General features: G+C 67.6%; 15 protein-coding genes, 4 tRNA genes and 3 pseudogenes. 10 read left to right on the top strand and 12 right to left on the bottom strand.

The features are described from left to right. The first annotated feature begins 208 nt into the window (after window positions 1–208). Window positions 209–862 (top strand): hypothetical protein, encoded by a 654-nt coding sequence (locus ACQP1P_RS38170; protein ID WP_433078723.1) that lies wholly within the window; start codon window positions 209–211, stop codon window positions 860–862. Between the two features lie 57 nt (window positions 863–919). On the opposite strand, the gene ACQP1P_RS38165 is transcribed toward ACQP1P_RS38170, so the two are convergent. Continuing rightward, window positions 920–1,498 (bottom strand): RNA polymerase sigma factor, encoded by a 579-nt coding sequence (locus tag ACQP1P_RS38165; protein WP_433078721.1) that lies wholly within the window; start codon window positions 1,496–1,498, stop codon window positions 920–922. Window positions 1,499–1,507: 9 nt separating this feature from the next. On the opposite strand from ACQP1P_RS38165, the pseudogene ACQP1P_RS38160 reads away from it, so the two are divergent. The 4 genes and pseudogenes from ACQP1P_RS38160 to ACQP1P_RS38145 all read left to right on the top strand — a co-directional run. Further along, window positions 1,508–2,086, top strand: a pseudogene (locus ACQP1P_RS38160) (serine/threonine-protein kinase); the annotation flags it as partial. A 146-nt stretch (window positions 2,087–2,232) separates the two neighbouring features. Beyond that, entirely contained in the window at window positions 2,233–2,871 is a 639-nt protein-coding gene (locus ACQP1P_RS38155) for a hypothetical protein (protein ID WP_433090474.1), read from the top strand. A gap of 577 nt (window positions 2,872–3,448) precedes the next feature. Then, the gene (locus ACQP1P_RS38150; RefSeq protein ID WP_433078719.1) at window positions 3,449–3,961 is read left to right on the top strand and encodes a hypothetical protein; all 513 of its coding nucleotides are present in this window, start codon (window positions 3,449–3,451) and stop codon (window positions 3,959–3,961) included. A gap of 95 nt (window positions 3,962–4,056) precedes the next feature. Further along, a pseudogene (locus ACQP1P_RS38145) lies at window positions 4,057–4,185 on the top strand (transposase); the annotation flags it as partial. A 355-nt stretch (window positions 4,186–4,540) separates the two neighbouring features. On the opposite strand, the pseudogene cutA reads toward ACQP1P_RS38145, so the two are convergent. The 3 genes and pseudogenes from cutA to ACQP1P_RS38130 form a co-directional block, all read right to left on the bottom strand. Continuing rightward, window positions 4,541–4,813: pseudogene (gene cutA, locus ACQP1P_RS38140) on the bottom strand (divalent cation tolerance protein CutA). 125 nt (window positions 4,814–4,938) lie between these two features. Continuing rightward, window positions 4,939–5,343, bottom strand: a complete 405-nt coding sequence (locus ACQP1P_RS38135) for a hypothetical protein (protein WP_433078717.1) — start codon at window positions 5,341–5,343, stop codon at window positions 4,939–4,941. A 26-nt stretch (window positions 5,344–5,369) separates the two neighbouring features. Further along, window positions 5,370–5,486 carry a helix-turn-helix transcriptional regulator gene (locus ACQP1P_RS38130; RefSeq protein WP_433078715.1) on the bottom strand — a complete coding sequence of 39 codons (117 nt, stop codon included), beginning with the start codon at window positions 5,484–5,486 and terminating at the stop codon, window positions 5,370–5,372. 474 nt (window positions 5,487–5,960) lie between these two features. Here ACQP1P_RS38130 and ACQP1P_RS38125 point away from each other — a divergent pair, with 474 nt between their 5' ends. Together ACQP1P_RS38125 and ACQP1P_RS38120 are read left to right on the top strand one after the other, a co-directional pair. Next, window positions 5,961–6,728, top strand: a complete 768-nt coding sequence (locus ACQP1P_RS38125; RefSeq protein ID WP_433078713.1) for a hypothetical protein — start codon at window positions 5,961–5,963, stop codon at window positions 6,726–6,728. Between the two features lie 175 nt (window positions 6,729–6,903). Next, window positions 6,904–7,509, top strand: coding sequence for a hypothetical protein (locus tag ACQP1P_RS38120; protein ID WP_433078711.1), 606 nt, complete (start codon window positions 6,904–6,906; stop codon window positions 7,507–7,509). Between the two features lie 429 nt (window positions 7,510–7,938). On the opposite strand, the gene ACQP1P_RS38115 is transcribed toward ACQP1P_RS38120, so the two are convergent. Both ACQP1P_RS38115 and ACQP1P_RS38110 read right to left on the bottom strand, forming a co-directional pair. Beyond that, complete coding sequence (locus tag ACQP1P_RS38115) at window positions 7,939–9,576, bottom strand: hypothetical protein (protein WP_433078709.1); 1,638 nt, start codon at window positions 9,574–9,576, stop codon at window positions 7,939–7,941. A gap of 31 nt (window positions 9,577–9,607) precedes the next feature. Further along, the gene (locus ACQP1P_RS38110; RefSeq protein WP_433077834.1) at window positions 9,608–10,390 is read right to left on the bottom strand and encodes a transposase family protein; all 783 of its coding nucleotides are present in this window, start codon (window positions 10,388–10,390) and stop codon (window positions 9,608–9,610) included. A gap of 240 nt (window positions 10,391–10,630) precedes the next feature. On the opposite strand from ACQP1P_RS38110, the gene ACQP1P_RS38105 reads away from it, so the two are divergent. Beyond that, the gene (locus ACQP1P_RS38105; RefSeq protein WP_433078707.1) at window positions 10,631–11,278 is read left to right on the top strand and encodes a LacI family DNA-binding transcriptional regulator; all 648 of its coding nucleotides are present in this window, start codon (window positions 10,631–10,633) and stop codon (window positions 11,276–11,278) included. A 32-nt stretch (window positions 11,279–11,310) separates the two neighbouring features. Beyond that, window positions 11,311–11,529 (top strand): hypothetical protein, encoded by a 219-nt coding sequence (locus ACQP1P_RS38100; RefSeq protein ID WP_433078705.1) that lies wholly within the window; start codon window positions 11,311–11,313, stop codon window positions 11,527–11,529. Between the two features lie 111 nt (window positions 11,530–11,640). Here the strand turns inward: ACQP1P_RS38100 and ACQP1P_RS38095 are convergent. From ACQP1P_RS38095 to ACQP1P_RS38080, 4 genes are all read right to left on the bottom strand, one after another. Next, window positions 11,641–11,715: transfer RNA gene (locus ACQP1P_RS38095), tRNA-Val, on the bottom strand. Between the two features lie 34 nt (window positions 11,716–11,749). Continuing rightward, window positions 11,750–11,820, bottom strand: a tRNA-Cys gene (locus tag ACQP1P_RS38090). 15 nt (window positions 11,821–11,835) lie between these two features. After that, window positions 11,836–11,908, bottom strand: a tRNA-Gly gene (locus tag ACQP1P_RS38085). Between the two features lie 110 nt (window positions 11,909–12,018). Continuing rightward, the gene (locus tag ACQP1P_RS38080; protein WP_433078703.1) at window positions 12,019–13,059 is read right to left on the bottom strand and encodes a CapA family protein; all 1,041 of its coding nucleotides are present in this window, start codon (window positions 13,057–13,059) and stop codon (window positions 12,019–12,021) included. Window positions 13,060–13,130: 71 nt separating this feature from the next. Between ACQP1P_RS38080 and ACQP1P_RS38075 the strand changes: the two genes are divergently transcribed. Continuing rightward, a tRNA-Gly gene (locus tag ACQP1P_RS38075) sits at window positions 13,131–13,203 on the top strand. 4 nt (window positions 13,204–13,207) lie between these two features. Here ACQP1P_RS38075 and ACQP1P_RS38070 read toward each other — a convergent pair. Together ACQP1P_RS38070 and ACQP1P_RS38065 are read right to left on the bottom strand one after the other, a co-directional pair. Then, complete coding sequence (locus tag ACQP1P_RS38070) at window positions 13,208–14,905, bottom strand: hypothetical protein (RefSeq protein WP_433078701.1); 1,698 nt, start codon at window positions 14,903–14,905, stop codon at window positions 13,208–13,210. 45 nt (window positions 14,906–14,950) lie between these two features. Next, window positions 14,951–15,691, bottom strand: a complete 741-nt coding sequence (locus tag ACQP1P_RS38065) for a YaaA family protein (protein WP_433078699.1) — start codon at window positions 15,689–15,691, stop codon at window positions 14,951–14,953. Window positions 15,692–15,694 lie beyond the last annotated feature (3 nt).

The raw sequence follows: 15,694 nt of genomic DNA, 5'->3' as shown, positions 1-15,694 counted from the left end.
CTGATCGCTCCCAACGGCTCGGGGCTGGGGCCGCCGCGTCCGTCCGCGCCGGCCACCGGTCCGCGGAGCGCAAACACGTCATCGACCCGGTGCTCGCCGACGCCGGGCGAATCCCGTGTCGTCGAGACGACACGGCCTCCGGCGAACAAACCTCCGGCGGGGCGCATCGAACCTTGCGAAACCGATGCCGACCCCGAAGGAGCCCACCATGAACGCCAAGGCCCTGACCGCCGCCACCGTCGTCCTCGCCGCCGGCCTGCTGCTGGCCGCGTGCACCAGGCCCCAGCACCACAGCGGCGATGCGGCCCCGGCCGGCGCCCCCGCGTCTCCCACCGGCGCCCCGGTCAGCCCGCCGCCCAGCACCAGCGCCCCGACCGGCCCGCCGGCCAGCACCAGCGCCCCGACCAGCCGCGCGGCCACCGCGTCGGCTACGAAGGACTTGACCGTCGTGCTCGGCCCGGACGGGCTGGGCTCGCTGAAACTCGGCATGAACCGGCAGCAGGCCCTCGCGACGCAGGTGGTGGCCTCGCTGCCGGAGGCCACCAACGGCTGCACGACCGGGATTCTGTACGGTGCCCACAGGCCGTACGAGGGCGCCGTCTGGCTCCACGCGAGCGAGGGCGTGAGCGCCATCTACGCGTTCTCGGACGTGCACACCCGCGAGGGGCTGCATCTCGGCTCGACCTACGACGAGCTGATGCGGACGTACCCGGACTGGCAGCCCGTCGACCTGGGCCAGCGGGACGACCGGGGCTACGCGAAGGTGCCCGGGAACGCCAATGCCGTCTGGCGGATCGAGACCTCGGACGGCAAGGTGGCCTCGCTGGCCCTGCAGTTGCGCCACCAGGGCTGCTACGAGTAGGCGCAGGTCACCGCTCACTCGTGAGGCGGTGGCATCCGCCCATGATCGGCAGAACACCTAGGCCAGGCGTTCGCGGACGTGGCGGCGGGCGTCGTGGATGCGGGACTTCAGGGTGCCCGACGGGATGCCCAGGTGGTCGGCGATCTCCTCGTAGGAGAGCTGGCACAGGTCGCGCAGGACCAGCGGGGCGACCAGCTCCGGGCGGTGGGCCTCCAGATGCTCGAGGGCGTCCAGGAGATCCAGGCGGGAGCCCGCGATGACGCTCGTCGTGCGCGGGTCGGCCCGGTCCACCGGGAGCTGCGGGGTGGCCTGCTCGCTGGCCCGGCGCTGCAGGGAGCGGTACGTCTGGCGGGCGCAGTTGGCGGTCACGACGTACAGCCAAGTGGTGAACTTCGATCGGCCGTCGAACGTCGAGACCTTCATCACCACCTGGAGCAGGGCGTCCTGGCAGGCCTCCTCGGCGTCCTGGCGGCAGGGGAGGATGCGCTGGCACTGGCGCATGACCTGCGGGCCGATGCGGGCCAGCAGCGCGTCACGGGCGGCGTCGTCGCCGGCGCCCGCACGTGCCGCGAGCTGGTCCAGGTCAAGGTCTTCCCGGGCCTCGGGTGCCCCCATCGGCTGTGTACGTCGGCTCATAATACGAGCGTGCCAGTACCCAGCAACATTGGTCGATATCGCGTCCTGCGGCGGATCGGCTCGGGCGCGTTCGCCACCGTGTGGCTGGGCGCCGACGACGCCCTGGACGCGTCCGTGGCGATCAAGGTGCTGGCCGACAACTGGGCGTACCACGCCGACCTGCGGGGCCGCTTCGAGGAGGAGGGCCGGATCATGCGGCGGGTCGACTCGCCGCTGCTGGTCCGGGTGCTGGACGTGGGCGAGCTGCCCGACGGCCGGCCGTACCTCGTGATGCCCTTCGCCGCCGGCGGCACGCTCGCCGACCGGCTCGCCGCCGGGCCGATGCCCGTGCGCGAGGCCCTGCTCGTGGCGGCCGACATCGCGGGCGGGGTGGCGCAGCTGCACGCCGCCGGGGTCCTGCACCGCGACCTCAAGCCGTCCAACGTGCTCTTCCAGCCCGCCGGGGACCGCGACCGCGTGCTCGTCGCGGACCTCGGACTGGCCAAGGCGCTGGCCAACGCCTCGGGCTTCACCATCGCCGCCGGCACCCCCGGCTACGCCGCACCCGAGCAGGCGCGGCCCGGCCTCGGCCTGGACGTGCGCGCCGACGTCTACGGCATCGGCGCGACCCTGCACCACATGCTCACCGGCCACCCGCCCCGGCCCGGCGACCGGCCGCCCCGCGGCCGGCCCGGCGTGCCGCCCGCAGTGGACGGGATCGTCCGCCGCGCGCTGCACCCGGACCCGCGCCGGCGGTGGGCGTCGGCCGCCGAGCTGGCCGGCGTGCTACGGGCGGCGGCCGAGTCGACGCGGAGGGCGCCCGGCGGCGCCGGGCCGCGCGGATACCCGTCCGGTTCGCCGGCGCCGCGCTCGCGCTCGCCGCGGCCCTGGCCCTCGCGGGCTCGGCGGCGGTGCTCCCGGCGCCGCCGGGCTGGGTGCGGGTGCGCGACGCGGCCGGGGTGGTGTCGATCGCGGTACCCCGCGCCTGGGCCGGCCACCTGCGCGACGCGGGCTGGAACCCGTCGGCCCTGCGGCTGCCCGGCGTCCACGCACCGGGCCTCGTCATCGCGCCCGACCTCGCCGCCTGGGCCGACCCGCGGAGCGCGCTGCCGGGCGTCTTCGTCGGCGCGAGCGACGCCCTGGCCGGCGGCGCGACGCCGGCCCTGCCCGACCATGAGCCCTGCGTGCGGCAGCCCGACCGCACGGTCACCGCCGCGGGGGGCAGCGCGCATGTCCGGCGCTGGACTTCCTGCCCCGGACCGGTGTCGTACAGCGAGGTCGTCCTTACGGCGCCGCAGCGGGCCTACGGCGTCTACGTGCAGATCAAGCAGGTCGACGGGGTTGACCGCACCGACGAGATCCTCGCCGGCCTGCGGCTGTCGGCCTACTCGTAGCAGGCACCACCCGCCGACGACCATCAGACTCGGCCCCGCCACCAAGCCGGCCACAGCCACGATCCGGGCACGCCGTATCCGGCTGCAGTGGGCGCTCCGCCTGGCCAGGGTGCACGCGATCAATGGTGGGTCTGGGCGAGCGGGAGCGAGGCCTGGGTAGACGCGCCAGCGAGCGCGAGGAATCCACCACCGAAACGGCGAACAGGGGTGGAGCCGCTTGAGCAGGCTCCACCCCTCGGTCGGTGGTGGGCGATACTGGGTTTGAACCGGTGACCGCTTCCGTGTCAACAAGGTCAACAACGGTCGATCACGGGTCCAGGGCTAGCGGCCCTGGCCGCCGGAGGCATAAAGCCGTGGACGATGGCCGCCATGTCCATACCGTCACCGTTTCCGGGAGGCTGGGATAGGTACGCCAGCCGTTGGGCCACGCGCCGAGGGTCCGCGCTCCGGGTAATGTCGAGGCCTGGCGATGTCACGCATTTGGGTACCTCGATCACAATGTTCATGCGCCTGACCGACGAGCAGGGTCTCGACCGACCTGTCGGCTGGTTCCGTACCCGACGCTGTACCGTCCCTTGTGGCCTACTTCGCGGACCTGACGCCCTACGCGTACTTCTACAGCGACGAAGACGACGAAGACGTCGTCTGGCGCGAATGGGGCGAGCTGAGCTATCGCCCGCGGTACGAGCGGCGCAACGTCGGCTGGCTGGACGCGTCGCACCCGTTTGACAGGGGCCCGGTCCCGGCCTGGTTCGCCGGCGCGCTACTCGACGTCATCGACGGCCCACCCGTCAACGAAACTCGCGGCCTGCACGACTGCGAGTTCTGCCCGCCGGGCACGGGCCGCATCGCCTATCCGCGGCCGGGCCGGAACTGGCTGGCGTACTACGAGATCAGGGTGCCGACCGAGCCCGGCGTGATGTTCGCGGCGCCAGCGCTGATCTGGCATTACGTCACCGCGCACGACTACCGGCCGCCAGCGGAGTTCGTCGAAGCTGTGCGGCGCTACGACGCCAGCTGGGCCACCGAGCCGAGCCCCTGGATCCCGCCCGACGCGGAGCGCGACATCTGGAACCGCACCGCCAGGTAGCCGGCGTCAGCGCGACTCGGCGGCTGGGTCCAGCAGGTGCCACAGGTGTAAGGCGGCGCCGCGCCCGGACTACCCGTAGCGGTCGGCGTGTCTGCGTGACTGTCGATGTTGATGCGGCCAGGGCGGCCGGGACGTCCCGGCAGCGGCGCTACCCATCGGACCTGACTGACGAGCAGTGGGCGCTGGTCGAACCACTGTTGCCTGCTGTGAAGCTGGGCGGCCGGCCGGAGAAATAGGTAGAGAGCAAGCACTGCGTGCAGCTCGCGCGCTTGGCGCGGTATCATTTTATGTCCTTCGCAGCCGTCACTTGCGAACTCAATCAGGAAGAACGGTGGGAGCGTACCGTACTGACAGAGCTGGACGTCTATGGAACTACCAGCGTCCGGATCGAACGTGCCACGGTATTGCTCCGACCGATGGGCGCTGCATACGGAAGTCGATCGGCTGGCACTGCATCGGTCGAGGGCGCACTACGCCGGGTGCTGGACGTTCGTGAGCATGTGGACATCTCCTCCTGCTCGAATGCGGGCACGATCCAGCGCCGCGCAACTGGCATATTGCACGGCACTCGGGTAATGGTTATGACGTTCTTTTGCGCGGGATATTACGCCGGGCGCGTCTCCTCAAGTACCCACTGATGTAAGATGGGTTGCCGTCGAATACGACCGCAGTCACGTGCGGAACCTCGTACGGATGCTCGCGATTCGTTCGCTCGATGACTGCTGGTACGAGACTGCGCCGGGTGTACAACGCCACGCGTGCTTCGGGCTTGTCATAGATCTCGCCTTGTCAGCGGTAGATCGCACGGATTGTGGTTGTGTGGTGGCCGGCGGCAGCGAGCCGGTCCTTCACGAGCGACCGCGTGAAGCTCGCGAGCCAGTCAGCATCCGGCGCCGTGATAACGACCTCGCAGACTTCCTCGCTCACGCCGGCTCACTCCCTGGGCGCTCCGCCGCCTGGTCGTCAAGGTCGCCGAACTAGTCCTTGAGCCGAGCTATCGCGGCCCGCGCCTCGTCCTCAGTCCGCGCGATGCCGCCCCAGCCGGTCACCACCTTGCCGTCGTGGCTCATGCCGACCCATCGGCCGTCCATGCGCTGACCGTGGGGATGCAGAACGAAGTACATCGTGCCCTTAGAGCGGACCGATCCGTCATCGGCGGCGTACCAGCCCATCAAGACCTCGTTGTCCCACACGCGCAGCTCGCCGCGCCAGTGGTAGCCGCCGTCCTCGACCTCGATCCCGCGCGTGGTCGTCTGCACGCTGATGAGGTCGCCCTGCTGGCGGAACTGGACTTCCTGCGCGGTGATGACCTCCTCGGCATCTTTGAAGGTCTGCCACGACGCCCACCAGTCGCCGGACAGGTTGACCTTGTGGCTCGGCATGCCAGCCAGTTCGCCGACCGAGACCTTCAGGCGTTCGCGATCGCCACGGCGACGGACAGAACCGGCTGTTGTTCGCCGGCCTCGTATCGCCTGATTTGCCGCTTGTCGACGCCCGCGGCCGCTGCGAGGTCGGCTTGGGACATTCCCAGCTCAGCGCGGCGCTGTCGCCTGAGGCGACCGCGGAGCGGCTTGGCCTGGCGCTGGCGGCTGTGGTGTGGCTGCCTGTGGTGTGCGTCGGGAGGCCACGGACGGATCTTGGTCATCCCGGAGTCGTCGGGTCCAGGCGCCGGAGGCCGATTCCGGGTGCAGGGCCGGAGGCCCTGCCCGCCGGAGGCCGGGCCTCCGACAGAGCCCGACAGGGGCACATGTGGGCGGTTCGACGTTGCCGCGGGCCGCGCCATGATCGAAGGTGGAACCGTGTGCGTGAGTCACGTATATTCGAACATGGGTTCGATAACTTGGGAGGTGGCATGACTGGGTGCAGGCCTGCCTCCCGGTTGAGCGCGGCCCGCGACAAAATCCGTCCGATTGGTCGGCTTTCAGAGCGTCGGGTTCTGTGGTGCCTTCGCGCTCGATACGCTCTGCGTGTCGGAATCCAAGCGGAGGGTTGGTCAGTAGTGGTCGACGGCGGCGTCACCGGAGACGCGCTCGGATACTTCCACATCGCACACTATGGCGCAGCCGCCGGCGGGTCGGGCGGCGTCTTTGGCGTTCGCGTGGAGGGCTTCGCCCGTCAGAACACCAAGGACCGGCCGTTCGGCGTGGCGAACGACTTCGTTGCAAGCCGTCTCGGCGCAGCTATCGGCCTGCCCGTGCCGCCAGGATCGCTGATTCGCATCGGGGGAAATGCGGCAGCATATCTTTCTCTGGGCTTTGGCGATAAGGGGGACCGCCTACCCCCGGCAATTCTGCCGAAGTTCGCGAAGGAAAGCCCGTGGGAAGCCTGCGGCGTGATCGCGTTTGACCAGTGGGTTGCCAACAATGATCGTCATGACGAAAACCTGGCGTATTCGCCTGAGGTTGGCACCGCGGTATTCGATCATGATCTAGCGCTGCTCGGGGCAAGTTCCGACCCCATCAAGTTCCTTACCTCCGGCATGGACGTGGAGATTAAGGGCCACAAGCTTTGCAGTCTGGTCGAAACCGTAGATTCAATGGAGCACTGGGCCAGACGAATATCGTCTGTACATCCGCGCGAGATCCGAACTGCGGTTCGGGCAATCTTGATGGCTGGATTGGTGAACAAGGCTACAGCCGACCTGCTGTGCCAGTTCCTTGAGTATCGAAAATCGCGTATCCGAGAGTTCTTAGTTCGAACGGAACACGAGTATACAAAGGTAGCATCCTGGCCATTTAAACTCGGCGAGGCAAGCGATGTCAGCTAAATGGTTCTTGATTAAATACGTTCCCGATGTTCTCCGTAATGAGCCGCGCAATGTTGGCGTGGTTGTCCTCTTGGGCAAGCACGGCGGCAGTCGCTTCCTGGGACAGCATGGCGATAGGATCGACGCGCGTCGACTCGGTGGTCTCGTCGCGAGTTCAAGGGTCTATCGAGCGTGGGTGGACTACGTGCGCCACCACGTTGAGGGTGGAACGTTCGAGGAGCAACTCGACATGCTGCGGCGCCGCGCAACCGCTAATTACATCATCGAGCAGCGCGGCGTCATACTGGCGGATGTCACCCATGAATCACTGCCCGATGTGGTTAATCAGCTATTTCGTGACTGCGTCAAAGACGAAGGGCCAACTCAGCCTTCACTTGATGATCTCGCTAACGATGTCTTGCGTAGGCTGGCATTTCCAAAAGACCACAAGCTAGAGCCCCAAGTGACGTATAGCATCCCAATCCGAGGCGTCTCCCGGGACCTGCGCTTCGACTATAGGTATGTAAACGGCAAGATAACCTTGATAGAGAAGATCAGCCTTACCGACAGACCAGCGAACGTTGAGACCAGAGTCAACGATCTACTTTTCCGGTTCGATCACGTCAGTCAGGCGAAAAAGATCAATCACTTCGTCGCTCTATTCGACGTTGGCAATGCAGGAAGTACGGCGCCAGTCGAGCATCATCTGAAGGCGATCGAGGAGTTCTCGCCGACTGTCAACGTGAGAGATGAAGATGCCGCAGAGACCGTAGGCGGATATCTGGGTGTCGTAGTGAAGTAGTTCGCTAACGGTGTGACCACGCGTAGACGTAGTCCCCTGCGCGGGACGGCACAGGGTTCGACCTATTGCTTGATCGTTCGACGGATGCCCGGTGTACGCCCAACGGCGGAGCGCCGGGCATCGTCGTATGCGGCCGGGGTGCGCGCGGTCCGCCGGGGCGTGAGCGAAGCGGCAAGGCGGCGAGTCCCGAGCGGACCGCGCAGCGGCCGAAGGCCGCCTTGAAGACGTATGGAAAGTTTGCGCCCGGTTAGAGGAGCGGCGTCGATCGTATGTGCCCGTGAGTAGCGGCGCCGGTCACTGAGCGAGTGGGGGTACGGCCGGTCGGGCCAGGAGGGTGGCCCGACCCATTGGGCCACCGACCCCGATACGGACGCGGCCCGGCCAACGGTCGCACGCTTGCCTTCCCACGGCTGATTGGAAGGCGCGGCACTACAGATTAAGAATAATGGCCTTGGAGCGGTTGGGGTCTTGCAGCATTTCCGGATAGTCATGAAAGAGCCTTCGAATGCATTCGAGGATTGCTCGCACGGCATAGTCGCGGCTTTCAAGCGCATCTTCAGGTGTAATCTCCTGGGCCCCGTGTAGCACTTTGCTGCGCTTGTTATACAGTGCAACAAGGCGCTTTTGTTCCGCTATGCGATCGGGGCCCCTTTCGTACAGCAGGGAAGCCATTGCCGATGAAATGCGGAACGAGAGTTCACCCTGATCGGTGCCGGCAAAGAGACTTTCCCATGCGACAATGACGTCGATAAAACCGTCTACTGGGTCCACGCGTTCGGCTACTGCAGATAGTATTCGGCGCTGTGAAATGCTGAACTTCGCAACAGACGTGGAATTCAGAATCTGCGACCATTGTTGCAGTGAATCCGCTTCCGAGGGCGAGAAAATATGGGGGGCAACTGGCGGTGTTGCATCAGTCCTAAAAGACAAATGGTGCCCGAAGGAAGTGGGATCGAATATTGCGGTCCAGAGGCGCCTGCATCCCGCAGGAGGATTTCTCTCTGTCGCCAGCGTCGCCGCCAGCGAAGTGTTCGCGAAGTGACCATCAAGTTTTGCGAATTCTCGCGCCATCGTTGCAGGCCATACGGTTGCGACTTCACTGGACGGCGGCTGATCTGTTACGACGATTTGGGCGGCGAACCGTGTTTCCAGGATCGCACCCAAAGTTACATTCGCACCTTCGGTGTCTGTGCCCACCGCAGGCCGGGCCCCTGAAGGAATTATTTCAAGTTGAGTTGGTTCGGGGTATTTCAGCAAATTTCCCCACGGCAATTCGAGCAGATCTTCCGGAATCGCAATATTCCCAACCCCGATCCAAGCTGGTACCGAAACGGTTCTACCTCCCGCGAGTGATCGCAAAAGGTCTATCGTCGTTGCGACCGAGTCGCGAAGGTCTGGTGCTGACGATTGCTGCCGCAATCGGAACATGGCATACGCTGCACCGAATATTGCCGATGGCAAAATTGGAAGCTGAAGTGTTCCAGCGCGGCCCGTGTTGCTCAAGAAGTGTGCTGAAACCTGCAAGCTGTCTTCGGCGCGGTTCGGAAAAAGTCGAGACAAAGCCGGGTCGGCGAGGACGGCATCGCCGAAATCCCTCATCAGGTCAACGTCCGAGCCGAAGGACGGCATGACCTGAAACCGCCATGGCTGACCAGTCAGATGGCGGAATAAGATTGTCGTCGGGTATATATCTGACAGATATGGCGCCAAGACGTCCATAAGAGGGTCGCCAGTCCTAAAATCTGGTATGAGTCCTCCACAGCGAATGCGCCAGGCGTTGAAGATAGACGACCTTTTGCCACCACTATCAATTACCGACAATCCGTCGATTAGTAACTCAAGCGGCACGTCGGATATTGCCGACCGAACCTTAAATGCCGTCAGGGTGTCGACCATCTCGGCAAGAGCTGAACCTATATGGTCGGGCAATGCTGAAAGGCTATCTTCGATTTCGCCTATTTCCGAATTTTCCAGATTGAGGCAATATGTAAACAATTCGCGGCCGACCGTATTAGTCGCTCCCCGCAGATGCTCTACTTTGAACGGTGCTGCCCCTTCTTCAGCCATACTGCATACGCTATCGCCCACTGAGCCATTTTCATCCTGAGTAGCGGCTGGTCTCGACGTGGTGCAGGACGAGGATTGCCTGCACGATCGTGGTGGCTCGGCGCGGGCAGCAGCGCAGCTTGGTCAGGAGTTTCCAGGTCTTGAGGGCGGCGATCGCTCGTTCGCCGCAGGCGCGGATCTTCGCGAGCGCCTTGTTCACCGCCTTCTGCCGGCGAGACAGCCGCGGCCGGTGCCGATGGCGCTTGAACGGCGTCCGCACGGTTCCACCAGCGCCTTGGTAGCCCTTGTCGGCGAACGTCATGACGTTCGCGTTGGCCAGGGCGTCGAGGATGCCGTGGGTGCGGGCAGCGGTCAGGTCGTGCGCGGCGCCGGGCAGCGCTGCCGAGGCCCAGACGAGTCGTCCGGCGGCATCGGCGATGACCTGGACGTTGACGCCGTGCCGTCGATGCTTGCCGGAGTAGTACGGCCGCTGGTCCGCGACACGGTCGATCGGGATGAGGGTGCCGTCCAGAATCGCGAACGCGAGGGCACGGATGCGGGCCATCGCGGTGGCCAGGTCCTCGGCGGCCGCGGCGAGCAGGGCGATCGCTTCCTGGACGTAGCGCCAGGCGGTGGCCACGCCGACGCCGAACCCGGCAGCGAGGCGGGTGTAGGTGTCGCCGTTGCGCAGATGCGCCAGCGCGAGCAGGGCCTGACGGGCTGGGTCGAGGCGCCGCCACCGCGACCGGCGCTGACGGCAGTGCCGGCGGATGCGGTCGGCGAGGTGCGTGAGGGTTCGGCTGGACAGCGGGATTGTGGCGGGGTAAGACAGCACAGCGAGGCTCCCGGTCGGGGCATCGGATCTTGGTCGACTGCTGTCTTACCTGGAGCCTCGCCCTCATCGATCCCCGGGCTTGCCGCACCGGCCTTGAGCTGCAGGGTCAGGATGAAAATGGCTCACTACTAGCCCGGTTGATCCGGCTCCCGCGATCCTGCGTCTGCGGCCTGTGCTTCGATGTCGACGCGGGCAGTTGACGAGCGCCAGCCCTAGCCTGGTCGGCGAATCGGCATATGTGTGGGCGCGCTGCTGTGCCTACAAGAATTACGCGAGCTCGTCGGTCTGGAAGCGGCATACGTCCGCAAAGAGGCCGTGCGGGTGGAGTGTCAACTGTACGAACTGGATAACGGTGTGTTCGAGCGCTGTCCGCCCAAGGACGAGTCACGGCGCACGGTTGCCGTGCCGGGCTGGCTCACGGGGCTGCTGCAGGACCAGATCGCTCGTACCCGGCCTGCGCCGTGCGCCTGCCACGGGAAGCGGTACGTGTTCAGCGGGCACCGGGCGGCCAATCACGCGGCGCAACGTCCAGGCCCGAAGCTGATCGACGTGGCCCGGGCCGCTGGCGTCTCGATCGGAACGGCGTCCGCCGTGCTCAACCAGCGGGCCTCCGTGGCCGACGTGACTCGGCGGCGCGTGGAACAGGCCATCGCCGATCTCGGGTACGTCCGGGGTGCAGCCGGCGGGGAGTTGGCACCGCACTGGCGCCGGAACGGGTTCGCCACGTGGCTGTTCCATCCGGCGGTCTCGGGCTGGTATCCGGCCAAGGCGCCGCTCGCGTCCCGCCCGGTGCCGCTGCTGGCCGAACCGTGGCCGGGCTCCCGGTCCGGGGCCGCGATGCTGCGGGGCGTGCTCAGTGCTGCTGGACGCCGATCGCACCGGGTCTGACACCGCACGGTCTGCGTCACAGCTGCAAGACGATGATGGTCGAGCTGGGCACCTCGGCGACGCTGATGGACGCGCAGATGGGGCACGCGGACGGCTCGGTTCAGGCACTGTACGCGCACGTCACGGCGGCTATGGTTCGGCGGCTGGTCGACGGTCTGACGGATCTCTGGCTCGGCGCGTTGGAGGCGCGGCGACGGCTGTGCCCGGCGTCGCCGGTCGGTGTCCTTGATCGCCTGCTACGGGAGAGCTGAGCATGCCCCGCTTCGCAAGATCGTCTCCCAGAATTCTCCCGAGCGTCCGCCAAGACGGGAAACGGCCGGTCCCTCGTCGCGAGGAAACCGGCCGTGACCTGGTGTTTCATATGGTGGGCGATACTGGGTTTGAACCAGTGACCTCTTCCGTGTCAAGGAAGCGCGCTCCCACTGCGCCAATCGCCCCAGCGGTGCAGCCACACAAAATGCGGCGACTCCGAGGTGGGAACGGGATTTGAACCCGTGTACACGGCTTTGCAGGCCGTTGCCTCGCCTCTCGGCCACCCCACCGTGGTGACTATCCCGAGCGGACGACGGGATTCGAACCCGCGACCCTCACCTTGGCAAGGTGATGCGCTACCAGCTGCGCTACGTCCGCACCGCCAGCTGCGTTCCCTGGCGACGGATGCAAACTTTAGCCGACCTCCAACCCCCATGCCAAACCGGTATCCCGCTTCGGCGCGTCGAGACCGTCTGAGCTGGGGTTCTTCATCCGGACAAACCCGCGCAGGTGCGCAGGTTCGCGTACCGGCGGCTCAGCTTGTCCGCCGCGGTGCCCGTCAGCAGGACCGGCTGGCCGGTGTCGGAGACGACGGCGGGCAGGAACTCGGCCCTGGTGACGGCCCTCGCGCGGACCGTCAGGCGCAGGATGCCGGTCTCGGTGCTCTTCGACGGGCCGTACCACAGGAAGTTGCCCAGGCCGTAGGCCACATAGGTGCCGCCCAGCCGGCCGGAGCCCTGCAGGGTGTGGGCGTGAGCGCCGATGATCAGGTCGGCGCCGGCCTTCGTCAGGCGGGCGGCGAACGTCTGCTGTTCGCGGTTGGCGCAGCTGTTCGCCTCCTCGCCCCAGTGGTTGAACACGATCACGAGGTCCGCTCGGGCGCGGGCGGCGGTCACGGACGCCGTGGCGCGGTCGGTGTCGAAGGCCAGGGCCACGCCGGGCCGGTCGGGGCCGGGGCCCCACGTCGAGGCGAGCTCGTGGACCTGGCTGAAGCCCAGCAGCGCGATGCGCACGCCCTTCACGGTGGTGTACAGGGGCGCGTAGGCGTCCTCGGTGTTCTTGCCGGCCCCGAAGTACGGGTAGTCCGCCGCGTGCAGGGCGTCGAGGGTGTCGAGGAGGCCGACCCGGCCGTAGTCGAGGATGTGGTTGTTCGCGATGGTGACCGCGTCGATCCCGGCGGCCTTCAGCGCGTCGACGGCCCTGGGTTCGGTCCGGAAATGGTACGTCTTGGGCTCCGGCGTCCCCCGGGTCGTGATCGCGGTCTCGAGGTTGACCACCGTGAGGTCGGCGTCGGCGAGCGTGGACGCGATCGGGCCGAACGCGGTCGCCGGGTTCGACAGCAGCTTCGCGGTGCGGTCCATGAAGTGCACGTCGCCGGCGAAGGCGAGGCGCAGGGCGGGCGCCGTGGGGGAGGCCGACGGGGTGGCCGCGGCCGGGGCGGGGGTCGCGGGCGCCGACGCGGGGGTCGCGGCCGGAGTGCCGCCGCAGCCGGCGAGCAGCAGCGTCAGGGCGAGCGCACGCACCTTCACGGCGTCACGCTAACGGGCGACGACCCCGGGTGGGAGTCCCGCCGGCGAATGCGCTAGAGTCCTTGCTCAGTGCGGACGTAGCGCAGCTGGTAGCGCATCACCTTGCCAAGGTGAGGGTCGCCGGTTCGAATCCGGTCGTCCGCTCTTTTCATCCCGATTCCCGCCGGCGCCCGGCGGGAATCGGTCGTTTCGGGGCCTTGTCCAGCACCCACAGCGGATTGGACACGCCCACCACGTCGCCCCCGGCGAGACGGACCTGGAGCCGGACGTAATGGCCCGGCGAAACCGTGACAGTCTTCGATTTCACGGTTTTCGTCGACGGTACCGCGGCCGCCTCGTCGACCACGCCGACGATCAATTCCGCCTTGGCCCCGCCGGGCAGGCCGGTCGCGATCGCGTCGACGGTCACCGGCGCCTGCGTCATGAGCACGGCACCCAGATGCGAAACGCCGCCGACGCGCAGATCCAGGCTCCCGCGGTACCGCGCCAGATCCGTGAACCACGCCGCCCCCTTCGCCATCGCGGCGAGCAGATCCGGCTGGGCGAGCGACGGCGACCACACGTAGGTGATGTCGTGCTCCGGCTCCTTCGCCCAGTCCGTCGCGTCGTGGTCGTCGCTGCTGCCGACCGCGGTGAAGAACAGCGCGTTGCGGCAGGCGACGTCGTACACCCACAGCAGGTCGTCGTACGGTTTCCGGCCGATCTCGACCAGGTCCACGCCGAGGAAGTCCCGGTCCAGCATCAGCTTCACGAGCTCGTCGCGCTTCGCCACGTCCATCGGATGGTTCCAGCACACGAGGCCGCCGTGCGCCTTCAGGTACCGCACCATCGACGCCGTCAGCGCCGGGCTGTCGTCGCGGACCGGCGGGCTCGGGAACGACGGGAACCGCTGGTCGCCGCCGAACCAGTTCAGGTGCCGCACGAGCGAGATCTCCATGGCGCGGTAGTGCGTCACGCCCGCCCCGTGCTTCGCCGCGGCGGCCGCGATGACCTCGGCCCGCAGCTGCTCACCGGCCGGCCCGGCGCGCCGCGAGCGGTGGAACGTGAGCCGGTCGGCGACGAACCCGGCGTGCTGGACGCCGATGCGCAGCCCGGTGAGCGCGTTGTCGGCGGCGGCGATGGCGGGCCACAGTTTCGCGACGTCGTCGCGCGGCACGAACGTGCATTCCCGCCATTGACCGGCCTTGACGGGCAGGCGCACCGTCCCGTTCGGCCCGGTCGCCGTGTGCGTGGTGGCGGCGAAGGGCCCGATCTGGTACCGCAGCCGCAGCACCCCCAGCCCGGGATGGTTCGACAATTGCAGCTCGAACAGCAGGGAGCCGCCCGCCGGGAGCGTTTCCGGCAGCAGGTCCAGGGTCAGTTCGGTGTCGGCGATGCAGGCGTTCATGGTGTTGTTCCAGGACTGCCCGCGGTACCAGATGATGCCCTTGTCCTTCGAAACGAGCCGGAGGGCCTTGCCGGTGCCGTCCTGCGGCGAATGGGGCGAGGCGACGAACTCGGCCACGGCCCCGGCGGGCCTGCCCTCGGTCTCCTTGACCCACTTCCAGTCCAGGCCGTGCTCGGGCTCCACGGCCCCGTCGAAATGGACCGCCTGACGGTGCTCGAACGCGGCGATGCGGAAGTCGTGATCGGTCCACCAGATCACGTCGACGTGGTTCGCGCGGGCCTGTTCGAGATGGGCGGAGAAGCTCGCGAGGCCCTCGCTGAACGGGCCGTGGATGTGCGTCGCCATGCTGACCGGCCGCACATTTCCCGGGGCCGGGTCCGTCGCGGGCGGCACGGCTCCGGCGGCGAGGGCGGCCCCGGCGGCGCCCAGCACGGTGCGGCGGGTCAGTGGGTGGTCCACATTCCCTGACGCTCCCGGAACACCGCCGGGCGGCGCAGGCGAATGCTAAAGCTGCTCCACATGGATGTCGAGCTGCCCCGGCCGGGGTTCCTCGACGCGATATCCGAGGTCGCGCAGCGTCTGCGTGAGCCGCGCCGGCGTGCGCGGCCGCGCCCCGGACTCGAGCAGCGCCCGCACGATCCGGCCCTTGGTCGCCTTGTTGAAGTGGCTGACGACCTTCCCGCCGTGCAGCACCCGCACCGTGACGGCGTGCGGCGGCGTCCACATGCCCGCGTACGCCGACGAGCGCAGGTCCAGCACCAGCTCGTCGCCGGCCAGCGCGTCCAGGGGCGCCTTGAGCGCCGCCTTCCAGTGCGCGGCGAGCGGCCCGGTCGAGGGCAGCCGCACCCCGATCGAGCACCGGTACGGCGGGATCCGGTCCCCGACCCCGACCACGCCCCACAGCCCGGAGAAGATCAGCAGCTGCTTCGCGGCCCGCCGTTTCGCGGCCGCGTCCAGCCCGGCGAGCCCGAGCGCGTCGTAGAGCACGCCGGTGTACACCTTCCCCGCGGCGACGGCGGGCGCGCTGGCCAGCCGCGCGTTGCGCTCGACCTCACCGGTCTGCCCGGCGCCGAGGCCGAGCGTGCCGATCGCGAGCTGCGGGTCGGCCGCGAGCGCGACGAGGTCGTCGAGGACTTGCCGCCGCGCGTCGCCGAGCTCGGGCACGGACAGCGTGGCCAGGTCGACCGCCCGCCCCCGCCGCGGAGCGTCGGCCTTGCCCTCGGAGGGCGGCAGCAGGATGAACACGGC

This window comes from Dactylosporangium sp. CA-052675 (genome assembly GCF_050947935.1).
Classification (GTDB): Bacteria; Actinomycetota; Actinomycetes; order Mycobacteriales; family Micromonosporaceae; genus Dactylosporangium.
Note: the sequence above shows the minus strand (reverse complement) of the source record. Positions and strands in the feature narration are given on the sequence as shown.